Origin of the sequence: Metapseudomonas otitidis (assembly GCF_900111835.1) — a bacterium.
GTDB classification, from domain to species: domain Bacteria; phylum Pseudomonadota; class Gammaproteobacteria; order Pseudomonadales; family Pseudomonadaceae; genus Metapseudomonas; species Metapseudomonas otitidis.
The window spans coordinates 217,181-243,267 of the sequence record NZ_FOJP01000001.1 but is presented as its reverse complement, the minus strand read 5'-3'; the positions used below and the strand labels follow the sequence as shown (position 1 = coordinate 243,267).

Here is a 26,087-nt window from a genome sequence, read left to right as displayed (position 1 = left end):
CGCCTGGCCAACGTCAGCCCAGCGGCGGCACCACCTGCTCCAGCGGCACGAACAACCGGGCCTGGAGTGCCGCAACGGCCTCCCGGCAGCCCTCGGTGACGTAGCCAGCCTCCAGCGCCAGCACCTGGTAGATGCCGCGCATCAGCAGGCGCTGGTCCAGGTCGCCCGGGGCGCTGCGGGTGGTGCACAGGAAGCGCACCCAGGAGGTCATGATGATCCAGCTGTTCAGCGCCAGCGCCTCGATCTGCGCCGCATCCATGCGCAGGATCCCCACCTCGACGAAGCCCCGGTAGATCGCCTGGGCATGCCCCAGGCAGCGCTGGGCGAACACCCGGTAGCGCGCTGCCAGCTCGTCATCGGACTCCAGCAGGTGCTCCAGGTCGCGGTGCAGGAAGCGGTAGTGCCACATGGCCGCCAGCAGCGCCTCCAGGTAGAAGGTCTTGTCGTCCATGTTCAGCGGCCGGTCCTGGGGCAGGCGCAGGAAGGTGTCCACCCGCGCCTCGTACTCGGCGAACAGCTCCGCGATGATCATCTGCTTGTTGCGGAAGTGGTAGTACAGGTTGCCCGGTGACATCCCCAGGTGCGCGGCGATGTGGTTGGTGGTGACCGTCCGCTCGCCCTGGGCGTTGAACAGCTCCAGGCTGCTCTGCACGATGCGTTCGCGGGTCTTGATGCGTGGGGCCATGGGCGGGTCGGTCTCACAGGCGCCAAAAAGGTGGCCGAGGGTAACAAAACTACCCAGAGGCCGTGAATCGGCGCCCCGGGGGCGGGCAGCCCAACTTTTCGTTTGGTAGGCAAGGGTCGGCCGGCCGCGTCATGCTATTTGACACTCTAGAGCAATTACTCTAGAAATCGGCATGTCTAACAATAACGAAGAGGTGCCGCCATGGTCGCCGATGTCGCCTACCTGCAGCAGACCCAGCAGCAGATCAGCCAGCTGGAAGAACTGTTCGCCCGCCAACGTGCCGCCTATGGCAACCACCCGATGCCCAGCGCCGAGCAGCGCATGCAGTGGCTGCAGTCACTGCGCGACCTGATCTTCAACGAGCAGGACGCCCTGATCCGCGCCGTCAGCCAGGATTTCAGCAACCGCTCGGCGGACGAGACCCTGCTGGCCGAGATCATGCCCAGCCTGCACGGCATCCACTACGCCCGCCGCCGCATCCGCCGCTGGATGAAGCCCTCCCGCCGCGCCGTCGGCCTGGCCTTCCAGCCCGCCTCCGCCAAGGTGGTCTACCAGCCCCTGGGCGTGGTCGGCGTGATCGTGCCGTGGAACTACCCGCTGTTCCTCGCAATCGGCCCGCTGGTGGGGGCGCTGGCCGCCGGCAACCGGGTGATGATCAAGATGAGCGAATCCACCCCGGCCACCTCCCAGCTGTTCAAGGAGCTGATGGCGCGCATCTTCCCCGAGGACCAGGTCGCCGTGGTGCTGGGCGAGGCCGACGTGGGCGTCGCCTTCTCCAAGCTGCCCTTCGACCACCTGCTGTTCACCGGTGCCACCAGCATCGGCCGCCACGTGATGCGCGCCGCCGCCGAGAACCTCACCCCGGTGACCCTGGAGCTGGGCGGCAAGTCGCCGGCCATCGTTTCCGCCGGCGTCCCCCTGGCGGACGCCGCCGAACGCATCGCCTTCGGCAAGACCATGAACGCCGGCCAGACCTGCGTCGCCCCCGACTACGTGCTGGTCCCGCGGGAGCGCGTGCAGGGCTTCATCGACGCCTACCGCGAGGCGGTCAACCGCTTCTACCCGAAGCTGGCGGACAACCCCGACTACACCGCCATCATCAACGAGCGCCAGCTGCAGCGCCTGAAAGGCTACCTGCAGGACGCCGAAGCCAAGGGCGCGCGGCTCATCCCGCTGTTCCCCGGCGACCAAGCCCGCCGCCTGGCCCACACCCTGGTGCTGGACGTGAACGACGACATGAAGCTGATGCAGGACGAGATCTTCGGCCCGCTGCTGCCGGTGGTGCCCTACGACCGCCTCGACGACGCCCTCGCCTACGTCAACCAGCGTCCGCGCCCCCTGGCCCTCTACTACTTCGGTTACGACAAGCGCGAGCAGCAGCACGTGCTGGAGCAGACCCACTCCGGCGGCGTCTGCCTGAACGACACCCTGCTGCACGTCGCCCAGGACGACATGCCCTTCGGCGGCATCGGCCCGTCCGGCATGGGCCACTACCATGGCCACGAGGGTTTCCTCACCTTCAGCAAGGCCAAGGCGGTGTTCGCCAAGCAACGCTTCAACGCCGCCCGGATGATCTACCCGCCTTACGGCAAAGCCATTCAGAAACTGGTCTACAAGCTGTTCGTTCGCTAACCCTGCAAGGGACCTGATGGGGTCACAACAACAATGACAGACACCACCCTCCAAGCGCCGGGGCTTACCCGGCGCGGCCTGCTGAAAGTCGGCCTCGTCGGCGGCGCATTCCTCGCCACCGCCGGGGTCACCGCCACCCTCACCGGCTGCTCCGCCTCCACGCCGGCCAACGGCATGGTCGTGCTGCGGGACTCCGACCTGCCCTGCCTGAAGGCGCTGATCCCGGTGATGCTCGCCGGCGCCGTCGCCGCCGAGCAGATGCCCCAGGCCGTCGCCGGCACCATCCAGAGCCTGGACAACGCCCTGGCCCACCTCTCCCCGGAGATGCTCAAGCTCACCGTGCAGCTGTTCGACGTGCTCGCCCTGCCCATCACCCGGGGCCCGCTCACCGGCATCTGGGGCAGCTGGGAGAACGCCAGCGCCGACGACGTGCGCACCTTCCTCTCGCGCTGGCAGAACAGCTTCATCGGCCTGCTGAAGATGGGGCACGCCTCCCTGCTGCAGCTGGTGATGATGGCCTGGTACAGCCGGCAGGAAGCCTGGGCGCACTGCGGCTACCCCGGTCCGCCGACCGTCTGAGCGCCGCTACCACAACAAGAACCCCGCGCCCCGACCGCCAGGTCGGCCGGCGCGACCGAGGATTGAGCTGATGCCCGTACCTGATCTGTTCGCCGAGGGCCTGGCCCGCGGCTGGAAAACCCACAATGGCTCCCGCCTGGAGCAGGACCTGACCCTGGAAGCCGACGTCGCCATCGTCGGCAGCGGCGCCGGTGGCGGCACCACCGCCGAGATCCTCAGCGCCGCCGGCTACAAGGTGCTGATCATCGAGGAAGGTCCGCTGAAGACCAGCAGCGACTTCAAGATGCAGGAAGCCGAGGCCTACCCCTCCCTCTACCAGGAAGGCATCGGCCGCATGTCCAAGGACGGCGCCGTCACCATCATGCAAGGCCGCGCCGTAGGCGGTACCACCCTGGTGAACTGGACCTCCAGCTTCCGCACCCCCGAGCCGACCCTGGAGCACTGGGCCAAGGAGCACGGCGTCAAAGGGCACAGCCCGGCCGAGATGGCCCCCTGGTTCGAGAAGATGGAACAGCGCCTGGGCGTCGCGCCCTGGGCCATCCCGCCGAACGCCAACAACGACGTGCTGCGCCAGGGCTGCGAGAAGCTCGGCCTGCACTGGAAGGTCATCCCGCGTAACGTGCGCGGCTGCTGGAACCTCGGCTACTGCGGCATGGGGTGCCCGACCAACGCCAAGCAGTCGATGCTGGTCACCACCATCCCCGCCACCCTCGACAAGGGCGGCGAGCTGCTCTACCTCGCCCGTGCCCAGCGCCTGCTGATCCAGGGCGACAAGGTCACCGGCATCGAATGCCAGGCCATGGACGAGCGCTGCGTCGCCCCCACCGGCCGCACCATCACCGTCAAGGCCCGCCACTACGTGCTGGCCGGCGGCGGCATCAACACACCCGGCCTGCTGCTGCGCTCCGACGCCCCCGACCCCCATGGCCGCGCCGGCAAGCGCACCTTCCTGCACCTGGTGAACTTCTCCGCCGCGCAGTTCGACCAGGTCATCAACCCGTTCTACGGCGCGCCGCAATCCATCTATTCCGACCACTACCAGTGGGACGACGGCACCACCGGGCGCATGTCCTACAAACTCGAAGTGCCGCCGCTGCAACCGGCGCTCACCGCCACCCTGCTCGGCCGCTTCGGCGAGGACAACGCCCTGCGTATGGAGCAGCTGCCCCACACCAACGTGATGCTGGCGCTGCTGCGCGACGGCTTCCACCCGGAGAGCGCCGAAGGGACCGTGGAGCTGCGCGGCGACGGCAGCCCGGTGCTCGACTACCGGCTCACCGACTACACCTGGGACGGCCTGCGCCGGGCCTTCCACACCATGGCCGAGATCCAGTTCGCCGCCGGCGCCAAGGCCGTGCTGCCGCTGCACGCCGATGCCGACTACGTGAAGACCCCGGCCGAAGCCCGCGAACTGATCGACCGCCTGTCCCTGGAGCTGTACCGCACCCGCCTGGGCAGCGCCCACGTCATGGGCGGCTGCGCCATGGGCGAGGACCCGAAGCAGGCTGTCACCGACAGCCTCGGGCGTCACCACCAGCTGGAAAACCTGTCGATCCACGACGGTTCGCTGTTCCCCACCAGCATCGGCGCCAACCCCCAGTTGTCGGTCTACGGCCTCACCGCCCAGCTCTCCACCGAGCTGGCCAAGCGCCTGGGCAAGGCCTGACGCCCCCCCGGGCCCGCGCCCGGCGGGCCCGGCATCCGACGGACCGCGTGAACCGCACCTGTGCGTCTTTGCCGCAGGGTGCGGCCTGCGCTACCATCCGACTCCCTTACGGACCCACCCCAGGACGTAGCGATGAACCGAGTGCTGTATCCGGGCACCTTCGACCCGATTACCAAGGGCCATGCCGATCTGATCGAGCGTGCCTCCCGCCTGTTCGACACCGTGATCATCGCGGTCGCCGCCAGCCCCAAGAAGAACCCCCTGTTCTCCCTGGAACAGCGCGTCGGGCTGGCCAAGGAAGTCACCAAGCACCTGCCCAACGTCGAAGTGGTGGGCTTCTCCACCCTGCTGGCGCACTTCGTCAAGGAACAGAACGCCAACGTGTTCCTCCGTGGGCTGCGCGCCGTCTCCGACTTCGAGTACGAATTCCAGCTGGCCAACATGAACCGCCAGCTCGCCCCGGACGTGGAAAGCATGTTCCTCACCCCGTCCGAGAAGTACTCCTTCATCTCCTCCACCCTGGTGCGCGAGATCGCGGCCCTGGGCGGCGACATCAGTAAGTTCGTCCACCCCGCCGTGGCCGACGCCCTCGCCGAGCGCTTCAAGCGCTGACCGCCGGCCGGCGCGCACAGGTGGTGCGCCGGCCCCCGCATTCCGGCACAATTCCGCTCCTGTTCCGATAGACCGCCGTGTTTGGACGGCTGGAGTTGTTCCATGTCCCTCAAGATCACCGACGATTGCATCAACTGCGACGTCTGCGAACCCGAGTGCCCCAACGGCGCCATCTCCCAGGGTGAAGAGATCTACGTCATCGACCCCAACCTCTGCACCGAGTGCGTCGGCCACTACGACGAACCGCAGTGCCAGCAGGTCTGCCCGGTGGACTGCATTCCCCTCGACGACGCCAACGTCGAAAGCCGCGACGAGCTGATGGCCAAGTACCTCAAGCTCACCGGCAAGGCCTGACCGGCATGGGCAGCCCGGTGCTCGGCAGACCCTGGCAGCGGGGGCTGATCGCGGCCCTGGCCCTGCTGGCCAGCACCGCCCTCCAGGCCGCCACCCCGCAACGCGCCGCCGTTGCCAGCGCCCAGCCCGCCGCCACCGTCGCCGGCCTGGAAACCCTGGCCCTGGGCGGCAATGCCTTCGACGCCGCCGTCGCCATCAGCGCCGCCCTGGCGGTCACCGAGCCCCATGGCTCGGGCCTCGGCGGCGGCGGGTTCTTCCTGCTGCGCAAGGGTGGCGCCAAGCCCGAATACCTGTTCCTCGACGCCCGCGAGCGCGCGCCCCTGGCTGCCCGCCCCGACCTCTACGTGCGCGACGGCAAGGTGCAGCCGCAGCTGTCCATCAACGGGCCGCTGGCCGCCGCCATTCCCGGCCTGCCCGCCGCCCTGGCGGACCTGGCCGGCCACCACGGCCGCCTGCCCCTGGCCGACAGCCTGGCCCCGGCGATCCGCCTGGCAAAGGACGGCATCTCGGTGGACCGGGTGTACATCGAACGTGCCGGTTTCCGGGCTGCCGCCATGCGCGACGACCCCGAGACCGCGCGCATCTTCCTCGACGCCAAGGGCCAGGTGCCCGAAGAATTCAGCCTGCTGCGCCAGCCGGAGCTGGCGCGGACCCTGGAGCGCCTGGCGCGCTACGGCAAGGCCGGTTTCTACGCAGGCGAGACCGCCGAGAAGCTGGTGGCCGGCGTGCGCAAGGCCGGCGGCATCTGGACCCTGAAGGACCTGGACAGCTACCGCGTGGTGGAGCGCCAGCCGCTGCGCTACCCCCTGGCCGACGGCCGCGAACTGATCGGCGCACCGCCACCCTCCGCCGGTGGCGTGGCCCTGGCCCAGAGCCTGGCGATGCTGCAGCAACTGCCCTGGCGCGATGGTGACCGCCTGCAACGCACCCATTACGTGGTCGAGGCGCTGCGCCGCGCCTACCGTGACCGGGGCCTGCTGGGCGACCCGGACTTCGTCCGCAACCCGCTGGACAACCTGCTCGCACCGGCCTACCTGAAGCAGCTCGCCGCCGGCATCGACCCACGCCGGGCCACCCCCAGCGCCAGCCTGCCGCCCGCGCCCGCCTGGCGCGAGGGCGACCACACCACCCACTTCGTGGTCATCGACCAGGACGGCAACGCGGTTGCCGCCACCCTCTCGGTGAACCTGCCCTTCGGCGCCGCCTTCGTGCCGCCCGGCACCGGTGTGCTGCTCAACAACGAGATGGACGACTTCGCCGCCGATCCCAACGGCGCCAACGCCTACGGCCTGGCCGGCAGCCAGGCCAACGCCGTGGCCGCCGGCAAGCGCCCGCTGTCGAGCATGAGCCCCACCTTCATCGAGAGCGACGCACAGTTCACCGCCTTCGGCACCCCGGGCGGCAGCCGCATCCCCAGCATGGTGCTGCTGTCGATCCTCGAATACCTCGACGACCAGCCGGTGAGCCGCTGGGCAGCGGTGCCGCGCTACCACCACCAGTACCTGCCGGACGTGGTCGAGCACGAGCCGGACACCTTCAGCGCCGCCGAGAAGGCCGAGCTGCAGGCCCGTGGCTACAGCCTCAAGCAGGTGGACCGCCGCTACGGCAACCAGCAGGTGCTGCTCTGGGACAAGCGCGGCGGGCAGATCGAGGTGGCCAGCGACCCCCGGGGCGTGGGCCTGGCGGAAACCCTGGCACCCCGGACGCCCGAGGCGGTCAGCGGAGCTCGATGAGGCTCCCTTCGCCCTCGTCCTCGAGGGTGCGCATCACGCTGAACAGCCCCTGTCCCTGGCCGATCATCAGGACGTTGCGCAGGCTCTGGATGATGCGGCTGGCATAGCCCAGGTCGTTCATCAGCGAGCTGGTCTGCAAGCCGTCCAGCTGCCCCGCCCGCACCGCCGCGAACAGGTGTTCGCGGAAGGCGCCGTCGAAGGCCGCCGCCTGCTCGTCCAGCCACTCTAGGTGCTGGTTCCAGACCTCCTCGGGCAGCTCCGAACGCCCCAGCTCACGCACCTTCTGCAAGGCGCCCAGCAGGTGGCGGCGCAGGTCCAGGTAGGCATCGCGCACCGATGAGGGGCCTTCGCCGAGGTAGCGGCCGAGGTTCTTCTGCAGGTGCTTGGCGTCCTTGACTGCGTCCACCAGCTGCAGGGCCGCCACCTGGCAGCTCAGCCAGAGGCGCTGGTGGGGTTCGTCCAGCTGCACTTCCAGGCGCCCCATGAAACTCAGCAGGTCGCCGTAGACGCCCTTCACATGGCGCTGGTAGAGCGCCTCGGCATCCAGATGCAGACGCTCGGGGATGATCTGCAGGGCAGCCTCGTCCGGGCGCGAGCGGTTGAGCTGGTCCACCGGCAGGTAGAGCGCGTGGCAGATCACCTCAAGGCTCAGCCGCCCCAGGTGCCGCAGCTCCTGCAGCACCGCGCTGCAGGCCGCCTCGGAGGAGTCCAGCGCCCGGGCGCTCAGGTAGCGGGCCGTGGTCCGCTCCGGCTCCACCGGACCGGCCACCAGCTCGGTGATCAGCACCTGGGGTTCCTCGCGTTCCGGCAGCCAGCGCACCAGCAACCCGGCCAGGCGCTGCTGCCAGGGCCAGAACAGGGCCACGCCCAGGGCGTTGAACAGGGTGTGGAACATCGCCAGCTGGATCAGTGCGTTGCCTTCCAGCCCCACCGGCTCGGCCAGCGCCCGTACCAGCCAGGTCAGGGGCGTGAGCAGGGTGAAGGCCACCACCGCCGTCACCACGTTGAACAGCACGTGGGCCAGGGCCAGCCGCTGGCCGCTGCGGTTGCCCCCGAGGGAGCCGACGAAGGCCGTGGTGACGCTGCTGCCAACATTGGAGCCGATGGCGATCGCCAGGCTCTGGCCCAACTCCAGCTGCCCGCCGGCCAGGGCCGCGAGGGTCAGCATCAGGGCCGCGTGGCTGGACTGCAGCACCACGGTCACCAGCATCCCCACCGCCATGAACAGCAGGCTGCCGAGCACGCCATCGACCCGCAGCCCGGTCATGTCGAAGCCGTCACCGAAGGTGGAGAAGCCGTCCTTGATCTGGTCGATGCCGAGGAAGACGAAGGCTATGCCCAGCACGATGCGCCCGGCGGCCTTGCTGCGCGGGCCGATGAAGCCGGCCAGCACACCGAATACCAGCAACGGCAGGGCCAGCGGCGAGAGGCTGAGGTTCTGCCCGGCCAAGGCCAGCAGCCAGATACCGCTGGTGGCGCCGAGGTTGGCGCCGAAGAGGATGGCGATGCCGCCGGCCAGCTGGATCAGCCCGGTGCTGATGAAGGCGATGGTGAGCAGCGCCACCAGGGTGCTCGACTGCAGCAACAGCGTGCCGCCCACGCCGAACATCAGTCCCTTGAAGGGCGTTGCGGTGCTGCGAGCCAGCACCTGCTCCAGCTTGCCGCCGGCCAGTTGCCGCAGCCCGTCCTCCAGGCACTGCATGCCGAACAGGAACAGCGCCAGCCCCGCGCACAGCTGCAACCAGCCCGGGCTGTACCAGAAACTCGCCGCCAGCCCGGCCGCTCCCAACACCAGCAGCGCGATCAGTTGAAACCCCTTCATCCACTCCCTCCATCCCTGGCAGGGCCGGTCCCGTGTCGGCCCCCAATGCAAACGGCCCCTTGCCCGCTACCGGGCAAGGGGCCGTGAACGGCCTGGCAGGCCGCAGCCGAAACGGATCAGTCCTTCTGGTAGCCGCTGCTGGTGCAGCCCAGGCAACGCACGAAGGCTTCCTTGCCCGGATCGACCACCAGGGCCTTGCCGGCGGCGCCGACGTTACCGCCCAGGGCGCTGAACGGCAGGCTGACCACGAACAGGCCGGCACCGATCACGGTGGCACCGATCAGCAGCGGACGGGCGATCAGCAGGTCGCCGGCCATGGCGAAGGCGGGGGGCGCTTCGACGGTGTAGGTAGGGTCGCCGCTGGCATTCTGCTGCTGCACCGTCTCGGCCTGCGCCGGGAGCGCCATGAGGCCGGTGGTCAGCGCCAGGACGGCAGCGGAAGTGCGAAACAGGTTCATGATGCAATCCTTCGGCTATTTGTAGGAGTAATCGTGCGGCTAACTATAACAGCGCCGTTTGCCTTGTCAGCGTGACGGCCATCAATCGCCGTTAAAAGCGTAGTCGGGATTCTTCGGTACATAGGGGCGGTAGAAGGCCAGCAACTGGCGCAGATCGGCCTCCTCGTTCCCGGTGGGCTGGAACGGCGCACCGATGACGATGCGCCGGTGCTGGAAGTCCAGCGCCGCCGGCACGATGGGCACGCCGGCCCCGCAGGCGATGTGGTAGAAGCCGCTCTTCCAGCGTTCCACCTTGCGCCGCGTGCCCTCCGGCGACAGCACCAGGATGAACTGGCGGTGTTCGGCGAAGGCCTCGATGGCCTGCTCCACGGTGTTGAGCTTCAGGTGCCGGCGAATGGGAATACCGCCCCAGTAGCGCATCAGGGCGCCGAAGGGCCAGCGGAAGATGCTGTGCTTGCCGAACCAGCGGGCGTTTAACCGCAGGATGAACTTGGCAGCGATGAACAGCACGAAATCCCAGTTGGAGGTGTGGTGGGCGCCGATCACCACGAACTTGTCGAGGGGCGGCAGCTGTCCCTCGATACGCCAACCCATGAGCCGGAAGACGGCATGGCCGAGTGCCTCCGCAAACGCATTGCGGGGCAGGTAGTTGCCGGACATCGTTCACCTCTTGTTCTTGTTCTCGGCAGGTGTCGGTAGCAGCCCCTAGCGCTGGCAGCGGGGGCAGTAGACGCTGGCGCGCTGGCCCAGCCTGACCTCCCGCAGGGTGGAGCCGCAGACCTTGCAGAAGTCCCCGCCACGCCCGTAGGCGAACAGTTCCTGCTGGAAGTAGCCGGGCTGGCCATCGCCGCCGACGAAGTCCCGCAGCGTGGTGCCGCCGCGCTCGATGGCATTGGCGAGGATGCGCTTGATCTCCCCGGCGAGCTTCAGGTAGCGGGCGCGGGACACGCTGCCGGCCTCCCGGCGCGGGTCGATGCCGGCGGCGAACAGCGCCTCGGTGGCGTAGATGTTGCCCACGCCCACCACCACCGCGTTGTCCATGATGAAGGGCTTCACAGCCATGCTGCGTCCGCGGGACAGGCTGAACAGCCGGTCACCGTCGAAGGCCTCGGTCAGCGGCTCCGGCCCCAGGTTGCGCAGCAGCTCGTGCCCATGGGGGTCGAGGCTCCAGAGCAGCGCCCCGAAGCGGCGCGGGTCGGTGTAGCGCAGCGCCAGGCCCGATTCCAGCTCGATGTCCACGTGCTCGTGGCGCGCGGCCTCCAGCCCGGCTTCCACCAGGCGCAGGCTGCCGGACATCCCCAGGTGGCTGATCAGCGTTCCCGCCTCGGCCTGCAGCAGCAGGTACTTCGCCCGCCGCTCGACGGCAACGAAGCGCTGCCCGGACAGGCGCACGTCCAGGTCCTCGGGGATGGGCCAGCGCAGGCGGCGCTCACGCACGACGACGCGACTCACGCGCTGCCCTTCGAGGTAGGGGGCGATGCCCCGCCGCGTGGTTTCGACTTCGGGTAGTTCAGGCATGTGGATCTCGGCAGACAGCGGGGAGGGCGCTCAGTTGGCGCCCAGTTCGCGGATGTTTTCCTTGAGGTTGTCGAAGTCGTAGTCGGAGAGACCGACGTAGTCGAGCACCAGCCGGTGGATGCTGTCCCACTCGTGGTCGTCCGCCTGGCCACCCAGGACCAGGTGCGACGAGCAGATGTGCTCGGACATCTTCAGGATCGCCAGCAGGGTCTTCAGCGGCGCGTCGCGACCGGAGTCGTCGCTGAAGATGGCCAGGGCGTTGTGGTGATTGGCGATGGCCTCGCACAGGTGCTCCGGCAGGCGCCAGGAACGCGCGGTGAAATAGCCCACCACCGCGTGGTTGGTGTTCAGCAGGCGGTTCTCGGTGTCGACGATGCGGCGCTCGTCGCAGGCGCTGGCGTAGGCCTCCTCCAGCACCGTCATGTAGTCCGGGAAGCGCTTGAGCATCAGCGGGATGCCGCAGTTGTGGAACAGCCCCAGCGCGTAGGCTTCGTCCGCCTGCTGGTAGCCGATGCGCTTGGCCAGGGTCAGGCAGGTCATGGCCACATCCTGGGCGGTGTCCCAGAAGCGGTTGAGGGTGACGATGGTCTCGTCGGTCATCTCGCCCTTGATCGACTGCGCGTTGATCAGGTTGATCACCGTGTTGCAGCCCAGCAGGTTCACCGCCTGCTGGATCGAGGCGATGCGGTTGGTGAGCCCGTAGAACGGCGAGTTGACGATCTTCAGCAGCGCCCCGGAGAGCCCCGGGTCGTGACTGATGAGCTTGGCGATGGTGCGCAGGTCCGGGTTCGGCATGACCTGTTCCATCTGCAGGTCCACCATGATCTGCGGCTGCGGCGGCACGCTGATCCCCTGGAGGAAGTGGCGGATCTGTTCGGCGGAGAGTTCTTGGGCCATGACAACGGAGACCAAGGGAGGGAATTCGGGACGACAGTCTAACTCTAGCCGGCGATGGCCAGAACACTCCTTTGAGCTGAACTTTCCGGCGGCACCACGGCTCGGAACCTGCATACCCCCAACGCGAACAGGAGGCAGCATGAACCCCTCGATCAAGGGCAAGCGCGTGGCGCTGCTGGTTACCGATGGCTTCGAACAGGTGGAACTGACCGGCCCCCGCCAGGCGCTGGAGCAGGCCGGCGCCACCGTCCACATCCTCGCCCCGACGGCCGGCACCGTGACCGGCTGGCACCACACCACCCCGGCGGACCGCTTCCGGGTCGACCACACCCTCGACAGCGTGCGCATCGACGACTACGACGCCCTGGTCCTGCCCGGTGGCGTGGTCAATGCCGACACCCTGCGCACGGACCCGCTGGCCCAGGAACTGGTGCGCGACGCCGCCCGGACCGACAAGCCCATCGCGGTGATCTGCCACGGCGCCTGGCTGCTGGCCAGCGCCGACCTGGTGAAGGGCAAGACCCTCACCAGCTGGCCGTCCCTCACCGACGACCTGAGGAACGCCGGCGCCCACTGGGTGGACCAGGAAGTGGTGGTCGACGGCAGGCTGATCAGCAGCCGCAAGCCCGACGACATCCCTGCCTTCAACCAGCGCCTGCTGGAGGCCCTGGCCGCCTGAGCCGACGCCCGCCGGTAGCAGGCTCGGCGGGCGCCTTCGGGTATACTTCCGCTCTTTTTTCCGGAGAGCGACCCATGTCCCTGCCCAGCCTGCGCCTCAAAGCCAATGCCGATCGACGCCTGCGCGCCGGCCACCTGTGGGTCTACAGCAACGAGGTGGACGTGGTCGCCACCCCGCTGAACGCCTTCCAGCCGGGCGACCAGGCCATCCTCGAAGCCGCCGGCGGCAAGCCCCTGGGCGTGGTCGCCCTGAGCCCGAACAACCTGATCTGCGCCCGCCTGGTCTCCCGCGACGTCAAGCACGTGCTGGACAAGTCCCTGCTGGTGCACCGCCTCAACGTCGCACTGAGCCTGCGCGAGCGCCTGTTCGACAAACCCTTCTACCGCCTGGTCTACGGCGACTCCGACCTGCTCCCCGGCCTGGTGGTGGACCGCTTCGGCGACCACCTCGTGGTGCAGCTGGCCTCCGCCGCCATGGAGCGCAACAAGGACGCCGTACTGGATGCCCTGGTGCAGGTGCTCAAGCCCCGTGGCGTGCTGTGGAAGAACGACTCCGCCGCCCGTGATGCCGAAGGCCTGGAGCGCTACGTGGACACCGCCTTCGGCGTGGTGCCCGAGTGGGTCGCCCTGGAAGAGAACGGCGTGAAGTTCGAAGCCCCGGTGCTGGAAGGCCAGAAGACCGGCTGGTTCTACGACCACCGCATGAACCGCGCCCGCCTGGCCCCCTACGTGGAAGGCAAGCGCGTGCTCGACCTGTTCAGCTACATCGGCGGCTGGGGCGTGCAGGCCGCGGCCTTCGGCGCCAGTGAAGTGTTCTGCGTCGACGCCTCCGGCTTCGCCCTCGACGGCGTCGAGCGCAACGCCACCCTCAACGGCGTGGCCGAGAAGGTCACCTGCGTGGAAGGCGACGTGTTCGAAGCCCTGAAGGAGCTGAAGGCCGCCGAAGAGCGCTTCGACGTGGTGGTGGCCGACCCGCCGGCCTTCATCAAGCGCAAGAAGGACCTGAAGAACGGCGAGGCCGCCTACCGCCGCCTCAACGAACAGGCCATGCGCCTGCTGAACAAGGACGGCATCCTGGTCAGCGCCTCCTGCTCCATGCACCTGCCCGAGGACGACCTGCAAAACATCCTGCTCGGCAGCGCCCGCCACCTGGACCGCAACATCCAGCTGCTGGAGCGCGGCGGCCAGGGCCCGGACCACCCAGTGCACCCGGCCATCGTCGAAACCCGCTACATCAAGAGCCTCACCGTCCGCCTGCTGCCCAACAGCTGAGCATGACCACCCCGCAGGTCCGGGCCTTCGGCAGCGCCGACGGCCCGGACCTGTGGGTCCACGGCGCCCGGCACGGGCAACCCGGCCTTGGCCGCAGCACAGTGCCGACGCGCTGATGCAGGCCTGTCGCCGGCAGCCCTGAGCACCGGTCGCGCCGGCCTTCCGCCCGGCGCCTGCCTGGGATTAGAATCCCGACTCCCCCTGCCACACCCTCAGGCGGGCCAGTGAGCCCCGGCCGAGCGCACGGTGATCCCGCAGCGCCCTCACGCCATCTCCGGACACGACGGGTACATCCCCTCTCCACCGGCACCTTCACGCTCACGACACGACCATTACCTGATCAGCCTGCAGGACACCGAAATGCCCGATTACCGCTCGAAGACCTCCACCCACGGCCGCAACATGGCCGGCGCCCGCGCCCTCTGGCGCGCCACCGGGATGAAGGACGAAGACTTCAAGAAACCGATCATCGCCATCGCCAACTCCTTCACCCAGTTCGTGCCCGGCCACGTGCACCTGAAGGACCTGGGCCAGCTGGTCGCCCGCGAGATCGAGAAGCACGGCGGTGTGGCCAAGGAATTCAACACCATCGCTGTGGACGACGGCATCGCCATGGGCCACGACGGCATGCTCTATTCCCTGCCGAGCCGCGAGATCATCGCCGACTCCGTGGAGTACATGGTCAACGCCCACTGCGCCGATGCCATCGTCTGCATCAGCAACTGCGACAAGATCACCCCCGGCATGCTGATGGCCGCCCTGCGCCTGAACATCCCCGTGGTGTTCGTCTCCGGCGGCCCGATGGAAGCCGGCAAGACCAAGCTGGCCAACCACGGCCTGGACCTGGTGGACGCCATGGTGGTGGCCGCCGACGACTCCTGCTCCGACGAGAAGGTCGCCGAGTACGAGCGCAGCGCCTGCCCCACCTGCGGTTCCTGCTCCGGCATGTTCACCGCCAACTCAATGAACTGCCTGACCGAGGCCCTGGGCCTGTCGCTGCCGGGCAACGGCTCCACCCTGGCCACCCACAGCGACCGCGAGCAGCTATTCCTGCGTGCCGGCCGCCTGGCCGTCGAGCTGTGCCAGCGCTACTACGGCGAAGGCGACGCCTCCGTGCTGCCGCGCAACATCGCCAACTTCAAGGCGTTCGAGAACGCCATGACCCTGGACATCGCCATGGGCGGCTCCACCAATACCATCCTGCACCTGCTGGCCGCCGCCCAGGAGGCGGAAGTGGCCTTCGACCTGCGCGACATCGATCGCCTGTCGCGCAAGGTGCCGCAGCTGTGCAAGGTGGCGCCGAACATCCAGAAGTACCACATGGAAGACGTGCACCGTGCCGGCGGCATCTTCAGCATCCTCGGCGAGCTGGCCCGTGGCGGCCTGCTGCACACCGACGTGCCCACCGTGCACAGCCCGAGCATGGCCGACGCCATCGCCCATTGGGACATCACCCAGACCAACGACGAAGCCGTGCACACCTTCTTCAAGGCAGGCCCGGCCGGCATCCCGACCCAGGTCGCCTTCAGCCAGAGCACCCGCTGGGACAGCCTGGACGACGACCGCGCCAACGGCTGCATCCGCTCCGTCGAGCATGCCTACTCCCAGGAGGGCGGCCTGGCCGTGCTCTACGGCAACATCGCCCTGGACGGCTGCGTGGTGAAGACTGCCGGCGTGGACGAGTCCATCCATGTGTTCGAAGGCACCGCGAAGATCTTCGAAAGCCAGGACGGCGCCGTGAAGGGCATCCTCGCTGACGAAGTGAAGCCGGGTGACATCGTCATCATCCGCTACGAAGGCCCGAAAGGCGGCCCGGGCATGCAGGAAATGCTGTACCCCACCAGCTACCTGAAGTCCAAGGGCCTGGGCAAGCAGTGCGCCCTGCTCACCGACGGCCGCTTCTCCGGCGGCACCTCGGGCCTGTCCATCGGCCACGCTTCCCCTGAAGCCGCCGCCGGTGGCGCCATCGGCCTGGTGAAGGACGGCGACAAGGTGCTGATCGACATCCCCAACCGCAGCATCAACCTGCTGGTGTCCGATGAAGAGCTGGCCGCCCGCCGCGTCGAGCAGGACAAGAAAGGCTGGAAACCCGCGCAGCCCCGCGCCCGCAAGGTCTCCACCGCCCTCAAGGCCTACGCCCTGCTGGCCACCAGCGCCGACAAGGGCGCCGTGCGCAACAAGGCGATGCTGGAAGACCTGTAAGCGCTGCCTGCGAACGGAAAAGCCCGGCCTCGTGCCGGGCTTTTTATTCCCATTGCTGTTCATCAGGAGCCTGCCGGACCTCATGCAGAACCTGAAGCTCGAATTCGAAGAGAACGCCGTCGAGTTCTACATCGCCTCGCTTGCGAGAGGAATTCTCGAAGGCATCAAGAGCGGCGCCCTGACTGCGGAGACCGGAATCTGGTCCCTGGGCCGCCCTGTATTGCGCAACGCCCTGGCAACCACCTCTATCAGCACGGAGTTGATGGAGGTTCTGGAAGACTTCGACGAGCTCGACGCCCTGGCCGAACTCGGCATAGACCCACAGCCCACGCTACAACGCATGATCGATGCACTGGACCGGTGCCAACGCTCCACCGATAACCGCGAAACGAGCCTGATCATTCGCGCCTTCAGTGCTCCGTAGGGTGCACCTGTCATGTAGGGGCGACTTCAGTCGCCCAAGGCCGTGCAGCGGCCCCATGCCCGACCCGAAGCGGGCGAATCAATTCGCCCCTACACAAACGCATCATCAGCAGGCGATTCGCGAGCAGAGCTCGCTCCTACGAAGCGCTCAACGCCTTGGAAAGGCACCAACCCGACAGCTGACCGACGCCCCTCGCCGCCCCCGGCCATTCAGGTAGAATCGCCGCTTTTTCGCCGGCCGCCCCCACCATGACCTCACTGGAAAACCCCTCCGCCCCCGAGTCCCGCAACGAACTGGTCTACGGCCTGGAGGACAAGCCGCGCCCGCTGGCGACCATCCTGGCAGCCCTGCAGCACCTGCTGGCGATCATCGTCCCCATCGTCACCCCCGGCCTGCTGATCTGCCAGGCGCTGGGCGTGTCGGCCCGCGACACCAACCTCATCGTCTCCATGTCCCTGGTGGTCTCCGGCATCGCCACCTACGTGCAGTGCCGCCGCTTCGGCCCCTTCGGTGCCGGGCTGCTGATCGTCCAGGGCACCAGCTTCAACTTCGTCGGCCCGCTGATCGCCGGCGGCGCGCTGATGGTCAAGCAGGGCACCCCGGTGGAAGCGGTGATGGCGGCGATCTTCGGCGTGGTCATGGCCGGCGCCTTCATCGAGATGGGCGTGTCGCGCATCCTGCCGTTCATCAAGCGCCTGATCAGCCCGCTGGTGACCGGCATCGTGGTGCTGATGATCGGCCTCACCCTGATCAAGGTCGGCCTCATCAGCATGGGCGGCGGCTTCGGCGCCATGGCCAACGGCACCTTCGCCAACGGCGAGAACCTGCTGCTCTCCGGCACCGTGCTGGCGGTGATCCTGGTGCTCAACCGCATCCCGGTGGTGTGGATGCGCAGCTGCGCCATCGTCATCGCCCTGCTGGTGGGCTACGCCCTGGCCGGCGCCCTGGGCCGCCTGGACTTCAGCGGCATACACGAGGCGCCGCTGATCCAGGTGCCGACCCCGCTGCACTTCGGCCTCGGCTTCTCCTGGTCGCTGTTCGTGCCGATGCTGGTCATCTACCTGGTGACCTCCCTGGAAGCCATCGGCGACGTCACCGCTACCAGCAAGGTCTCCCGCCAACCGGTGGAAGGCCCGCTGTGGATGCAAAGGATCAAGGGCGGCGTGCTGGTCAACGGCGCCAACTCCCTGCTGGCCGGCGTGCTCAATACCTTCCCCAGCTCGGTGTTCGCCCAGAACAACGGGGTGATCCAGCTCACCGGCATCGCCAGCCGTCACATCGGCGGCTGGATCGCCCTGATGCTGATCCTGCTGGGCCTGTTCCCGGCCGTGGCCGGCGTGCTCCAGGCCATGCCCGAACCGGTGCTCGGCGGCGCCGTGATGGTGATGTTCGGCGCCGTGGCCGCCTCGGGCATCAACATCCTCGCCGGCATCGAGCTGGACCGCCGCGCCCTGCTGATCATCGCCGTGTCCCTGGCCCTGGGCCTGGGGGTGTCCCAGGTGCCGGAGTTCCTCGCCCACATGCCGGCAGCGGTGCGCAACGTGCTGGAGTCCGGCGTGGCCACCGGCGGCCTGTGCGCCCTGGTGCTGAACTGGTTCCTGCCGGAAACCCCGCGCTCCGCCGCGTGAGGCAGAATGGGCCTCGTTCCCCCACGAGGCCCCTTCCATGACCCTGCGCATCGGCCTGATCGCCGACACCCACGGCCTGCTGAGGCCCCAGGCCCTGGCGGCCCTGGAAGGCTGCGACCACATCCTCCACGCAGGTGACATCGGCAAACCCGAGATCCTCGACGCCCTGCGCCAGCTCGCGCCCCTCAGCGTGGTGCGCGGCAACAACGACACCCAGGACTGGGCCCAGGCCATCCCCCACGACCTCAGCCTGCAGTTGGGTGGGGTCCACCTCTACCTGGTCCACGACCAGGCCGATATCCCCGCCGACCTCGCCACGCGCGGCGTCGACGCCATCGTCACCGGCCACTCCCACAAGCCGCTGATCACCCAGCGCGACGGCATCCTCCACATCAACCCGGGCAGCGCCGGGCCCCGGCGCTTCAAGCTGCCGATAGCGGTGGGGTCGCTGCTGATCGAGGACGGGCGAGTCCGCGCGGAACTGCGCGAGCTGGACATCTGAACGGGGGGCGCCCGGCCCGCCTAAAGGGCCGATCCGGGCATGGGGTGGACGTCGTTTCTTACGTCCACCCGCGCTGTGCCAACCGGCTCAGCGCCGCTCCCACACCTGGAAGGCGTAGGCGGGGGTGGTGTCGCTGACGGGGTACTCGATGCTGGAAGCCAGGTGCCAGTCGGCGGTGGGCACCTCGGGGAAGAAGGCATCGCCTTCCGGCTCCAGCTCCACCTGGGTCAGGTACAGGCGGTCGCCATGGGCCAGGCCCTGGGCGTAGAGCTGGGCGCCGCCGATCAGCATCACTTCCTCGGCGTCCTCCTCGCGGGCCCACACCTCGGCGCGGGCCACGGCCTCTTCCAGGCTGGCGAACACCTCGGCGCCCTCCAGCTGCAGGCCGGCCTGGCGGCTGACCACCAGGTTCAGGCGCCCCGGCAGCGGGCGGCCCAGGGAGTCCCAGGTCTTGCGGCCCATGATGATGGGCTTGCCCAGGGTCAGGGCTTTGAAGTGCTTGAGGTCCGCCGGCAGGTGCCAGGGCAGTTGGTTGTCGCGGCCGATGACCCGGTTGCGGGCCTGGGCGGCGATGAGGGCGAGGGGGAGGGTCTTTTTCATGGCGGCGAGAATACCAGAGGCCATGGCCACCGCCAGCCGGCCTTTCCTTCTGTCGCCGCCAACGGTGTCACGCCCGGCAACAGATGCCCGGACGGCGCACGACAAACCGTCATCTATCCTGCCGCAGGCTTGCGCTTCCCTACCGCAAGGAGACGCCCCATGGCATCCACCCCGACCCTGCGGCATTGGCTGGCGGCCTGCAGCCTGACGTTGCCCCTCTGCACCTTCGCCGCACCGGACCCGGTGCAATCCGCCCTCGACTGGGCCACCCAGCAGCCCCAGGCCACCCGCGCCCCGGCGCGCGCCGAGGGCCAGCCCCTGGTGATCGGCCATCGCGGCGCCAGCGGCTACGTGCCGGAGCACACCCTGGCGTCCTACGCCCTGGCCGCCCTGCAAGGTGCCGACTACGTGGAGCCGGACCTGGTGATGACCCGCGACGGCCACCTGGTGGCCCGCCACGACAACGAGCTGGGGCTGACCACCGACGTCAGCCGCCACCCCGAGTTCGCCGACCGCAAGCGCACCCAGAGCGTCGACGGCGTGCCGCTCACCGGCTGGTTCAGCGAGGATTTCACCCTGGCCGAGCTGAAGACCCTGCGCGCCATCGAGCGCATCCCCCAGGTGCGCCCCGGCAATGCGCGGCTGGACGGCGCCTTCGAGATCCCCACCCTGCAGGAGATCATCGACCTGGTGAAAAGCCTCCAGCTCAGCCAGCAGCGCCGCATCGGCCTGTACATCGAGACCAAGCACCCCACCCACTTCCAGCAGCTCGGCCTGGCCATGGAGAGGCCGCTGCTGCGCACCCTGCAACGCAACGGCTACACCGACCGCCGCGCGCCGGTGTACATCCAGTCCTTCGAGGTGGACAACCTGCAGCGCATCGCCCGTCAGAGCAGCCTGCGCCTGGTGCAGCTGTATGGCAGCGGGCAGCCCTACGACCAACAGGTGCTGGGCACCGGCCTGACCTATGCGCGGATGGCCAGCCCCGAAGGGCTGCGCACCGTCGCCCGCTACGCCGCCGGGGTCGGGCCGGAGAAGGGCTATATCATCCCCCGCGATGCCGCCGGCAACCTGGGCCAGCCCACCCGCTTCGTCGCCGACGCCCATGCGGCGGGCCTCAAGGTGCACCCCTACACCTTCCGCGCGGAGAACGCCTTCCTGCCCACCAACCTGCGCCAGGGCAGTGACCCGCAGGCACGGGGCGACATCCAGGCGGAGATCCGCGCCTTCCTCGACGCCGGCATCGACGGGCTGTTCATCGACCAGCCGGACGTGGCCGTGCAGGTCCGCGACGCGCGCGCGGCGCCGTAGCGCGCCCACAGGCGGGCGGTCCACCGGCCGCCCGCTGCACCACCCCTGGCGTCAGCGGTTATGCTTCTGCCTCGTCCCATGGGAAGAGAAGCCGCGTGACCGACTCCGCGAACCCCACCCTCACCGATCTGCAACGCCTCTGGCTCACCGAAGCGATCCGCCTGCGCGAAGAGCACGCCGGCCCGCTGGAGGACAGCGAAGCCAACCGCCGCGCCAACGCCGGCGGGGGCGACCTCGCCCAGCGCATCCAGGCCCGCGCACTGTTCCTCGCCCAGCGCGACGGCCAGCTCGGCGCCCTCGTCCACTGGCTGCAAGGCGCCCGCCTGGCGGCCTGGGCCCTGGTGCTGCTGGCCCTGGCCAGCGGCGCCACCCTGGCGGCAGCGGCCCTGGGCGACGGGCAGCGCCCGGTCAACGTGTTCTGGGCCCTGGGCGGGCTGCTCGGCCTGCACCTGCTGACCCTGCTGGGCTGGAGCCTGGGCCTCCTGGCCGGCGGCCACGCCAGCGCCCTCGGCCGCCTGTGGTGGTGGCTGTGCGCACGCCTCTCGCGGGACGCCGCGGCCGCCCAGCTGGGCCCGGCGCTGCTGGTGATGCTGCAACGCCGCCGCCTGACGCGCTGGGGCCTGGGCGTGCTGGTCCACGGTTTCTGGACGCTGGTGCTGGGCACCGCGCTGCTGACCCTGCTGGCCCTGCTTTCCACCCGCCGCTATGGCTTCGTCTGGGAAACCACACTGCTTGGCAGCGACACCTTCGTCGCCCTCACCCAGGGCCTCGGCGCCCTGCCGGCGCTGCTCGGCTTCAGCCTGCCGGACAGCGACACCATCCGCGCCAGCAGCGACATGCTCGCCGACGCCGCGCCCCGCCAGGCCTGGTCCGGCTGGCTGCTGGGGGTCACCCTGGTCTACGGCCTGCTGCCGCGCCTGGGCCTGATGCTGCTGTGCCTGTGGCGCTGGAGCCGTGGCCGCGCCGGGCTGGTTGTTGAGCCCGGCCTGCCCGGCTATGCCCTGCTGCGCGAACGCCTCAACCCGGCCAGCCAACGCCTGGGCGTGGTGGACGCAGACCCCGGCCCCCAAGGGCCGATGGCCGAGGCCGCACTGCCCTTCGAAGGGGCGGGTGCCCTGCTGGTGGGGATCGAACTGGACGACAGCCGCCCCTGGCCGCCCGCGCTGCCCAAGGGCGTGGGCGACGCCGGGGTGCTGGACAGCCGCGAGCAGCGCCAGCGCCTGCTGGACCAGCTCAGCCGCTTCCCGCCCCAGCGCCTGGCGATCGCCTGCGACCCGCGCCGCTCGCCGGACCGGGGCACCCTGGCGCTGATCGGCGAACTGGCGCGCAGCACCGTCGAGGCCCGGGTCTGGCTGCTGCCGGCCCCGGCCGGCGAGGCGCTGGACAGCCGGCGCCTGGAGGAATGGCACCAGGCCCTCGACCGCCAGGGCCTGCGCCACGCCGACAGCGCCCCCTTCCACTGGCTGGAGCACGGCCATGACTGAGCCCCTGCGCCTGGCCGTGGTCGGCCACACCAACGTCGGCAAGACCTCGCTGCTGCGCACCCTGCTGCGGGACCGCAGCTTCGGCGAGGTCTCCCACCGCCCCAGCACCACCCGCCATGTCGAGGGCGCGCGGCTGTCCGTCGACGGTCAGCCACTGCTGGAGCTGTACGACACCCCCGGCCTGGAGGACGCCATCGCCCTGCTGGACTACCTGGAGCGCCTAGACCGGCCCGGCGAGCGGCTGGACGGCCCGGCCCGCCTGGCGCGCTTCCTCGACAGCGCCGAGGCGCGCCAGCGCTTCGAGCAGGAAGCCAAGGTGCTGCGCCAGCTGATGGCCTCCGACGCCGGCCTGTACGTCATCGACGCCCGCGAGCCGGTGCTGGCCAAGTACCGCGACGAGCTGGCGGTGCTGGCCATGTGCGGCCGGCCGCTGCTGCCGGTGCTGAACTTCGTGGCCGGCCATGACCAGCGTGGCGAGCCCTGGCGCGAGGCCCTGGCCCGGCTGGGCCTGCACGCCCTGGTGCGCTTCGACAGCGTGGCGCCGCCGCTGGACGGCGAGCCGCGCCTCTACGACAGCCTGGCCCTGCTGCTGGAGCGGGGCCGCCCGCAACTGCAGCGGCTGGTGGACGACCAGCAGGCCCAGCGCCAGCTGCGCCGCCAGGCCGGTGAGCGCCTGGTGGCCGAGCTGCTGCTGGACGTGGCGGCCTGCCGCCGCAGCGTGGCCACCGAGGCCGAGGCCCTGCAGGCCGCAACCGAAGCCTTGCGCCAGCAGGTGCGCCAGCGCGAGCAGCGTTGCGTGGAAGCCCTGCTGCGGCTGTACGCCTTCAGCCGCGAGGATGCCGCCGCCAGCGACCTGCCGCTGCTGGACGGGCGCTGGGGTGATGACCTGTTCAACCCGGAAACCTTGCGCCAGCTCGGCGTGCGCCTGGGCAGCGGCGTGGCCGCAGGCGCGGCGGCCGGTGCCGGGGTGGACCTGCTGGTGGGCGGGCTGACCCTGGGGGCTGCGGCCGCCATCGGCGCACTGGCCGGCGGCGCCTGGCAGACGGTCGGGCATTACGGCCAGCGCCTGCTGGGCAAGCTGCGCGGGCACCGCGAGCTGACGGTGGACGACGGCATCCTGCGGCTCCTGGCGCTGCGCCAGATGGAGTTGCTGCGGGCACTGGAGCTGCGCGGCCATGCGGCGTTCGAAGCGATCCGCGTGGACGCGCCGGCGGACGAGCAATGGCGCCAGGGCAAGCTGCCTGCCGCCCTGGGCAAGGCGCGGGCCCACCCGGAATGGTCCTCGTTGAACCCCGGCGCGGAGCTGGAGCAGGCCGAGCGCCAGGCCGAGCTGGAGCGCCTGGCAGCCGAACTGGCCGCTTAAGAACGTTGGCGTGGGCGGCTAGAGGCCCGGGGCCTCGATGAAAACGCGATCGTCCCGGCAGGCATTGCGGTCACCGGGACGGCGCTCGGCGAACTGGCCATCCATCACTCCCACCAGGCTGTCGGCGGGTTTGAGCGCGCGGGGCAGGCTCACCCGCACCTCCTGCAGATAGCCACCCTGGGTGCACACCAGCAGGAAGTTGTTGCCGGCCCGGGGGTTGCCGAACTCCTCACTGACCTTCTGGTAGAACGCGGCCTGGGAGATGGCGCCGCCGACGTTGCTGGCGATGTACTGCCCGGCGCGGGTGGCATCCAGCTGGGCCACCAGCTCGGCGGCGCGGCGGAAGTAGGCGTTGGCGTCCATGTCGGTCTGGCAGGTGCCGTGCTTCTCCCACTGGTAGCGGCTGAAGTCGTCGCCGTAGCCGACGTTGGGCATCCACGGCCGCAGGGTCGCGCGGGTGCTTTCGTCCAGCACCAGCGCCGGCCCTGCGCAGTGCCCGTAGCGGGTGCCGCAGGCCTGGCGGTTGGGCCAGAGGCCGTGGAGGGTGAGGTGGTTCAGTTGCAGGTCACCGCTGGCCAGGGCGTCGCACTCCGGCTTGCGCCCCTTGTAGGCGACGTGCTCGCAGAAGCCGGGCTGCCAGGTGGCGGCAAGGACGTAGCCGTCGTGCTGGCCCGGCAGGTTGCAGGCCTCGCCCTGGGCGGCATTTCCGCTGCCCTGGCGGGCGCCAAGGCTGAGGTCTTCCACCTGGCCACAGCCGACCGGCACCCAGCGCAGCGGCGTGGCGTTGTCCGGCAGGCGCACCCGCAGCCAGTCGTAGTCCCGCTTGTTGACCTCCACCACCCGGTAGCGCTGCCCCGGTTGCAGGGTGGCGCCATCGGGGTTGCTGCGCTTGCGGATCGACTGGTAGGCCTCGCAACGCTGCGAGGCGACGAAGCCGCCCTGGGCGGGCTCGGCATGGGCGGCGAGGGTCCAGAGGCCGACGAGACCGGTGAGCAGGGCGGCGAGCGGGGCGTTCATGGCGGGCTGTCCTGGTGCAGGCGGGCCGGGGCGGGCGCCCCGGCCGGGGGGTCAGACGGCGACCGGGGCCTTGATGTGCGGGTGGGCCTGGTAGCCGACCAGTTCGAAGTCCTCGAACTTGAAGGCGAACAGGTCCTTCACCTCGGGGTTGAGCTTCATGGTGGGCAGCGGCAGCGGCTCGCGGGTGAGCTGCAGGTCGGTCTGCTCGATGTGGTTGGCGTACAGGTGGCAGTCGCCGCCGGTCCAGATGAACTCGCCGGGGGCCAGGTCGCAGACCTGAGCCACCATCAGGGTCAGCAGGGCGTAGCTGGCGATGTTGAAGGGCACGCCGAGGAAGATGTCCGCCGAGCGCTGGTACAGCTGGCAGCTGAGCTTGCCGTCGGCCACGTAGAACTGGAACAGCGCGTGGCAGGGCGGCAGGGCCATCTGGTCCACCAGGGCCGGGTTCCAGGCGGAGACGATCAGGCGGCGCGAGTCGGGGTTCTTGCGGATCATCTCGATCAGCTTGGCGATCTGGTCGATGGATTCGCCGTTGGGCGCCGGCCAGCTGCGCCACTGGTAGCCGTAGACCGGGCCCAGGTCGCCGTTCTCGTCGGCCCACTCGTCCCAGATGGAGACGCCGTTTTCCTTGAGGTAGCGGATGTTGGTGTCGCCCTGCAGGAACCACAGCAGCTCGTGGATGATGGACTTCAGGTGGCACTTCTTGGTGGTCACCAGGGGGAAGCCCTCGGCCAGGTCGAAGCGCATCTGGTGGCCGAACACGCTGTAGGTGCCGGTGCCGGTGCGGTCGCTCTTGAAGGTGCCGGTTTCGCGCACCAGGCGCATCAGGTCGAGGTACTGCTTCACGGGGTGACTCCTTGGGCGGCTTCACGACGGTGCGCCCAGACGATCAGTGCGAGGCCGCCGATGATCATCGGCAGGCAGAGGATCTGGCCCATGGTGACCCAGCCGAAGGCCAGGTAGCCGAGCTGAGCGTCCGGTACGCGGACGAACTCCACGGCGAAGCGGAAGATGCCGTAGAACAACGCGAACATCCCGGAAACCGCCATGGTCGGGCGCGGCTTGCGCGAGTAGAACCAGAGGATGACGAACAGCGCGACGCCTTCCAGGGCGAACTGGTAGAGCTGCGACGGGTGGCGCGGCAGGTGCGCCGGGTCGGTGGGGAAGATCATCGCCCAGGGCACGTCGCTGGCCTTGCCCCACAGCTCGGCGTTGATGAAGTTGCCGATGCGCCCGGCGCCGAGGCCGATGGGCACCAGCGGCGCGATGAAGTCCATGAGCTGGAAGAAGCTCTTGTTGTTGCGCTTGCCGAACCAGAGGGTGGCGAGCATCACGCCGATCAGGCCGCCGTGGAAGGACATGCCGCCTTTCCAGACTTCGAGGATCAGCAGCGGGTTGGCCAGGTAGGCGGGCAGGTCGTAGAACAGCACGTAGCCCAGGCGCCCGCCGGCGATCACCCCGAGGGCGACCCAGAACACCAGGTCGGAGAGCTTCTCCTTGGTCCAGGTCGGGTCGAAGCGCTCCAGCCGGCGCGAGGCCAGCAACCAGGCACCGCCGATGCCGATCAGGTACATGAGCCCGTACCAGTGGATTTTCAGGGGTCCGAGGCTGAACGCCACCGGATCGATCTGGGGATAAGCCAGCATCACG

25 protein-coding genes are annotated in these 26,087 nt (G+C 69.2%); 15 read left to right on the top strand and 10 right to left on the bottom strand.

Annotation, left to right across the window (positions count from 1 at the left end; all coding sequences use genetic code 11):
* Nucleotides 1-13: 13 nt before the first annotated feature.
* Nucleotides 14-685 carry a TetR/AcrR family transcriptional regulator gene (locus tag BM198_RS01190; protein WP_044403631.1) on the bottom strand — a complete coding sequence of 224 codons (672 nt, stop codon included), beginning with the start codon at nucleotides 683-685 and terminating at the stop codon, nucleotides 14-16.
* A 201-nt stretch (nucleotides 686-886) separates the two neighbouring features.
* On the opposite strand from BM198_RS01190, the gene BM198_RS01185 reads away from it, so the two are divergent.
* The 6 genes from BM198_RS01185 to ggt all read left to right on the top strand — a co-directional run bounded on the left by BM198_RS01185 (nucleotide 887) and on the right by ggt (nucleotide 7,261).
* The gene (locus BM198_RS01185; RefSeq protein WP_074967171.1) at nucleotides 887-2,317 is read left to right on the top strand and encodes a coniferyl aldehyde dehydrogenase; all 1,431 of its coding nucleotides are present in this window, start codon (nucleotides 887-889) and stop codon (nucleotides 2,315-2,317) included.
* 33 nt (nucleotides 2,318-2,350) lie between these two features.
* A complete protein-coding gene (locus BM198_RS01180; protein ID WP_074967169.1) occupies nucleotides 2,351-2,896 on the top strand; it encodes a twin-arginine translocation pathway signal protein in 546 nt (181 codons plus the stop codon).
* A 70-nt stretch (nucleotides 2,897-2,966) separates the two neighbouring features.
* Nucleotides 2,967-4,562 (top strand): GMC family oxidoreductase, encoded by a 1,596-nt coding sequence (locus tag BM198_RS01175; RefSeq protein WP_044403634.1) that lies wholly within the window; start codon nucleotides 2,967-2,969, stop codon nucleotides 4,560-4,562.
* A gap of 132 nt (nucleotides 4,563-4,694) precedes the next feature.
* Complete coding sequence (coaD, locus tag BM198_RS01170) at nucleotides 4,695-5,174, top strand: pantetheine-phosphate adenylyltransferase (protein ID WP_044403635.1); 480 nt, start codon at nucleotides 4,695-4,697, stop codon at nucleotides 5,172-5,174.
* A 102-nt stretch (nucleotides 5,175-5,276) separates the two neighbouring features.
* Nucleotides 5,277-5,528 (top strand): YfhL family 4Fe-4S dicluster ferredoxin, encoded by a 252-nt coding sequence (locus tag BM198_RS01165; RefSeq protein ID WP_044403636.1) that lies wholly within the window; start codon nucleotides 5,277-5,279, stop codon nucleotides 5,526-5,528.
* A gap of 5 nt (nucleotides 5,529-5,533) precedes the next feature.
* The gene (gene ggt, locus BM198_RS01160) at nucleotides 5,534-7,261 is read left to right on the top strand and encodes a gamma-glutamyltransferase (RefSeq protein ID WP_074967167.1); all 1,728 of its coding nucleotides are present in this window, start codon (nucleotides 5,534-5,536) and stop codon (nucleotides 7,259-7,261) included.
* Here the strand turns inward: ggt and BM198_RS01155 are convergent.
* The 5 genes from BM198_RS01155 to BM198_RS01135 all read right to left on the bottom strand — a co-directional run bounded on the left by BM198_RS01155 (nucleotide 7,245) and on the right by BM198_RS01135 (nucleotide 11,956).
* The gene (locus BM198_RS01155) at nucleotides 7,245-9,083 is read right to left on the bottom strand and encodes a Na/Pi cotransporter family protein (RefSeq protein ID WP_074967165.1); all 1,839 of its coding nucleotides are present in this window, start codon (nucleotides 9,081-9,083) and stop codon (nucleotides 7,245-7,247) included. The genes ggt and BM198_RS01155 overlap by 17 nt on opposite strands.
* 116 nt (nucleotides 9,084-9,199) lie before the next feature.
* Nucleotides 9,200-9,541: a multidrug transporter gene (locus tag BM198_RS01150; protein ID WP_074967162.1), complete on the bottom strand. Its 342-nt coding sequence runs from the start codon at nucleotides 9,539-9,541 to the stop codon at nucleotides 9,200-9,202.
* A gap of 81 nt (nucleotides 9,542-9,622) precedes the next feature.
* On the bottom strand, nucleotides 9,623-10,201 hold the full coding sequence (locus BM198_RS01145) for a lysophospholipid acyltransferase family protein (protein ID WP_074967160.1): 579 nt from the start codon (nucleotides 10,199-10,201) through the stop codon (nucleotides 9,623-9,625).
* A gap of 45 nt (nucleotides 10,202-10,246) precedes the next feature.
* Nucleotides 10,247-11,059: a bifunctional DNA-formamidopyrimidine glycosylase/DNA-(apurinic or apyrimidinic site) lyase gene (gene mutM / locus BM198_RS01140; RefSeq protein WP_074967157.1), complete on the bottom strand. Its 813-nt coding sequence runs from the start codon at nucleotides 11,057-11,059 to the stop codon at nucleotides 10,247-10,249.
* A gap of 30 nt (nucleotides 11,060-11,089) precedes the next feature.
* Nucleotides 11,090-11,956: an HDOD domain-containing protein gene (locus BM198_RS01135; RefSeq protein WP_074967154.1), complete on the bottom strand. Its 867-nt coding sequence runs from the start codon at nucleotides 11,954-11,956 to the stop codon at nucleotides 11,090-11,092.
* Between the two features lie 139 nt (nucleotides 11,957-12,095).
* Here BM198_RS01135 and BM198_RS01130 point away from each other — a divergent pair, with 139 nt between their 5' ends.
* The 6 genes from BM198_RS01130 (at nucleotide 12,096) to BM198_RS01105 (ending at nucleotide 18,662) form a co-directional block, all read left to right on the top strand.
* Nucleotides 12,096-12,635 (top strand): type 1 glutamine amidotransferase domain-containing protein, encoded by a 540-nt coding sequence (locus BM198_RS01130; RefSeq protein ID WP_074967152.1) that lies wholly within the window; start codon nucleotides 12,096-12,098, stop codon nucleotides 12,633-12,635.
* 74 nt (nucleotides 12,636-12,709) lie between these two features.
* Nucleotides 12,710-13,906 carry a class I SAM-dependent rRNA methyltransferase gene (locus BM198_RS01125; RefSeq protein WP_074967150.1) on the top strand — a complete coding sequence of 399 codons (1,197 nt, stop codon included), beginning with the start codon at nucleotides 12,710-12,712 and terminating at the stop codon, nucleotides 13,904-13,906.
* Nucleotides 13,907-14,266: 360 nt separating this feature from the next.
* Nucleotides 14,267-16,108 (top strand): dihydroxy-acid dehydratase, encoded by a 1,842-nt coding sequence (gene ilvD / locus BM198_RS01120; RefSeq protein ID WP_074967147.1) that lies wholly within the window; start codon nucleotides 14,267-14,269, stop codon nucleotides 16,106-16,108.
* Nucleotides 16,109-16,190: 82 nt separating this feature from the next.
* Complete coding sequence (locus tag BM198_RS01115; protein WP_139233540.1) at nucleotides 16,191-16,532, top strand: hypothetical protein; 342 nt, start codon at nucleotides 16,191-16,193, stop codon at nucleotides 16,530-16,532.
* Between the two features lie 248 nt (nucleotides 16,533-16,780).
* Nucleotides 16,781-18,160, top strand: a complete 1,380-nt coding sequence (locus BM198_RS01110; protein ID WP_074967145.1) for a uracil-xanthine permease family protein — start codon at nucleotides 16,781-16,783, stop codon at nucleotides 18,158-18,160.
* 37 nt (nucleotides 18,161-18,197) lie between these two features.
* On the top strand, nucleotides 18,198-18,662 hold the full coding sequence (locus tag BM198_RS01105) for a metallophosphoesterase family protein (RefSeq protein WP_139233539.1): 465 nt from the start codon (nucleotides 18,198-18,200) through the stop codon (nucleotides 18,660-18,662).
* 87 nt (nucleotides 18,663-18,749) lie between these two features.
* On the opposite strand, the gene BM198_RS01100 is transcribed toward BM198_RS01105, so the two are convergent.
* Nucleotides 18,750-19,262 carry a dihydrofolate reductase gene (locus tag BM198_RS01100; protein ID WP_139233538.1) on the bottom strand — a complete coding sequence of 171 codons (513 nt, stop codon included), beginning with the start codon at nucleotides 19,260-19,262 and terminating at the stop codon, nucleotides 18,750-18,752.
* A gap of 159 nt (nucleotides 19,263-19,421) precedes the next feature.
* Between BM198_RS01100 and BM198_RS01095 the strand changes: the two genes are divergently transcribed.
* The 3 genes from BM198_RS01095 to BM198_RS01085 all read left to right on the top strand — a co-directional run bounded on the left by BM198_RS01095 (nucleotide 19,422) and on the right by BM198_RS01085 (nucleotide 23,420).
* Nucleotides 19,422-20,573, top strand: a complete 1,152-nt coding sequence (locus tag BM198_RS01095; protein ID WP_074967143.1) for a glycerophosphodiester phosphodiesterase — start codon at nucleotides 19,422-19,424, stop codon at nucleotides 20,571-20,573.
* Nucleotides 20,574-20,668: 95 nt separating this feature from the next.
* On the top strand, nucleotides 20,669-22,057 hold the full coding sequence (locus tag BM198_RS01090) for a DUF2868 domain-containing protein (protein WP_074967141.1): 1,389 nt from the start codon (nucleotides 20,669-20,671) through the stop codon (nucleotides 22,055-22,057).
* Entirely contained in the window at nucleotides 22,050-23,420 is a 1,371-nt protein-coding gene (locus tag BM198_RS01085; protein WP_074967139.1) for a GTPase/DUF3482 domain-containing protein, read from the top strand. Before BM198_RS01090 ends, BM198_RS01085 begins: the two co-directional genes overlap by 8 nt.
* Nucleotides 23,421-23,438: 18 nt before the next feature.
* On the opposite strand, the gene BM198_RS01080 is transcribed toward BM198_RS01085, so the two are convergent.
* From BM198_RS01080 to lgt, 3 genes are read right to left on the bottom strand one after another with little or no spacing between them, the layout of a single operon-like run.
* The gene (locus BM198_RS01080; protein ID WP_074967137.1) at nucleotides 23,439-24,437 is read right to left on the bottom strand and encodes a ribonuclease T2 family protein; all 999 of its coding nucleotides are present in this window, start codon (nucleotides 24,435-24,437) and stop codon (nucleotides 23,439-23,441) included.
* A gap of 51 nt (nucleotides 24,438-24,488) precedes the next feature.
* Nucleotides 24,489-25,283 carry a thymidylate synthase gene (locus tag BM198_RS01075; protein ID WP_044402308.1) on the bottom strand — a complete coding sequence of 265 codons (795 nt, stop codon included), beginning with the start codon at nucleotides 25,281-25,283 and terminating at the stop codon, nucleotides 24,489-24,491.
* On the bottom strand, nucleotides 25,280-26,083 hold the full coding sequence (gene lgt / locus BM198_RS01070) for a prolipoprotein diacylglyceryl transferase (RefSeq protein ID WP_044402306.1): 804 nt from the start codon (nucleotides 26,081-26,083) through the stop codon (nucleotides 25,280-25,282). The genes BM198_RS01075 and lgt overlap by 4 nt, the downstream gene beginning before the upstream one ends.
* Nucleotides 26,084-26,087 lie beyond the last annotated feature (4 nt).

What these genes read in the sequence shown, in the direction of transcription:
- BM198_RS01190 (WP_044403631.1), bottom strand. Translation starts at nt 685, where the DNA reads ATGGCCCCACGCATCAAGACCCGCGAACGCATCGTGCAGAGCAGCCTG.
- BM198_RS01185 (WP_074967171.1), top strand. Translation starts at nt 887, where the DNA reads ATGGTCGCCGATGTCGCCTACCTGCAGCAGACCCAGCAGCAGATCAGC.
- BM198_RS01180 (WP_074967169.1), top strand. Translation starts at nt 2,351, where the DNA reads ATGACAGACACCACCCTCCAAGCGCCGGGGCTTACCCGGCGCGGCCTG.
- BM198_RS01175 (WP_044403634.1), top strand. Translation starts at nt 2,967, where the DNA reads ATGCCCGTACCTGATCTGTTCGCCGAGGGCCTGGCCCGCGGCTGGAAA.
- coaD (WP_044403635.1), top strand. Translation starts at nt 4,695, where the DNA reads ATGAACCGAGTGCTGTATCCGGGCACCTTCGACCCGATTACCAAGGGC.
- BM198_RS01165 (WP_044403636.1), top strand. Translation starts at nt 5,277, where the DNA reads ATGTCCCTCAAGATCACCGACGATTGCATCAACTGCGACGTCTGCGAA.
- ggt (WP_074967167.1), top strand. Translation starts at nt 5,534, where the DNA reads ATGGGCAGCCCGGTGCTCGGCAGACCCTGGCAGCGGGGGCTGATCGCG.
- BM198_RS01155 (WP_074967165.1), bottom strand. Translation starts at nt 9,083, where the DNA reads ATGAAGGGGTTTCAACTGATCGCGCTGCTGGTGTTGGGAGCGGCCGGG.
- BM198_RS01150 (WP_074967162.1), bottom strand. Translation starts at nt 9,541, where the DNA reads ATGAACCTGTTTCGCACTTCCGCTGCCGTCCTGGCGCTGACCACCGGC.
- BM198_RS01145 (WP_074967160.1), bottom strand. Translation starts at nt 10,201, where the DNA reads ATGTCCGGCAACTACCTGCCCCGCAATGCGTTTGCGGAGGCACTCGGC.
- mutM (WP_074967157.1), bottom strand. Translation starts at nt 11,059, where the DNA reads ATGCCTGAACTACCCGAAGTCGAAACCACGCGGCGGGGCATCGCCCCC.
- BM198_RS01135 (WP_074967154.1), bottom strand. Translation starts at nt 11,956, where the DNA reads ATGGCCCAAGAACTCTCCGCCGAACAGATCCGCCACTTCCTCCAGGGG.
- BM198_RS01130 (WP_074967152.1), top strand. Translation starts at nt 12,096, where the DNA reads ATGAACCCCTCGATCAAGGGCAAGCGCGTGGCGCTGCTGGTTACCGAT.
- BM198_RS01125 (WP_074967150.1), top strand. Translation starts at nt 12,710, where the DNA reads ATGTCCCTGCCCAGCCTGCGCCTCAAAGCCAATGCCGATCGACGCCTG.
- ilvD (WP_074967147.1), top strand. Translation starts at nt 14,267, where the DNA reads ATGCCCGATTACCGCTCGAAGACCTCCACCCACGGCCGCAACATGGCC.
- BM198_RS01115 (WP_139233540.1), top strand. Translation starts at nt 16,191, where the DNA reads ATGCAGAACCTGAAGCTCGAATTCGAAGAGAACGCCGTCGAGTTCTAC.
- BM198_RS01110 (WP_074967145.1), top strand. Translation starts at nt 16,781, where the DNA reads ATGACCTCACTGGAAAACCCCTCCGCCCCCGAGTCCCGCAACGAACTG.
- BM198_RS01105 (WP_139233539.1), top strand. Translation starts at nt 18,198, where the DNA reads ATGACCCTGCGCATCGGCCTGATCGCCGACACCCACGGCCTGCTGAGG.
- BM198_RS01100 (WP_139233538.1), bottom strand. Translation starts at nt 19,262, where the DNA reads ATGAAAAAGACCCTCCCCCTCGCCCTCATCGCCGCCCAGGCCCGCAAC.
- BM198_RS01095 (WP_074967143.1), top strand. Translation starts at nt 19,422, where the DNA reads ATGGCATCCACCCCGACCCTGCGGCATTGGCTGGCGGCCTGCAGCCTG.
- BM198_RS01085 (WP_074967139.1), top strand. Translation starts at nt 22,050, where the DNA reads ATGACTGAGCCCCTGCGCCTGGCCGTGGTCGGCCACACCAACGTCGGC.
- BM198_RS01080 (WP_074967137.1), bottom strand. Translation starts at nt 24,437, where the DNA reads ATGAACGCCCCGCTCGCCGCCCTGCTCACCGGTCTCGTCGGCCTCTGG.
- lgt (WP_044402306.1), bottom strand. Translation starts at nt 26,083, where the DNA reads ATGCTGGCTTATCCCCAGATCGATCCGGTGGCGTTCAGCCTCGGACCC.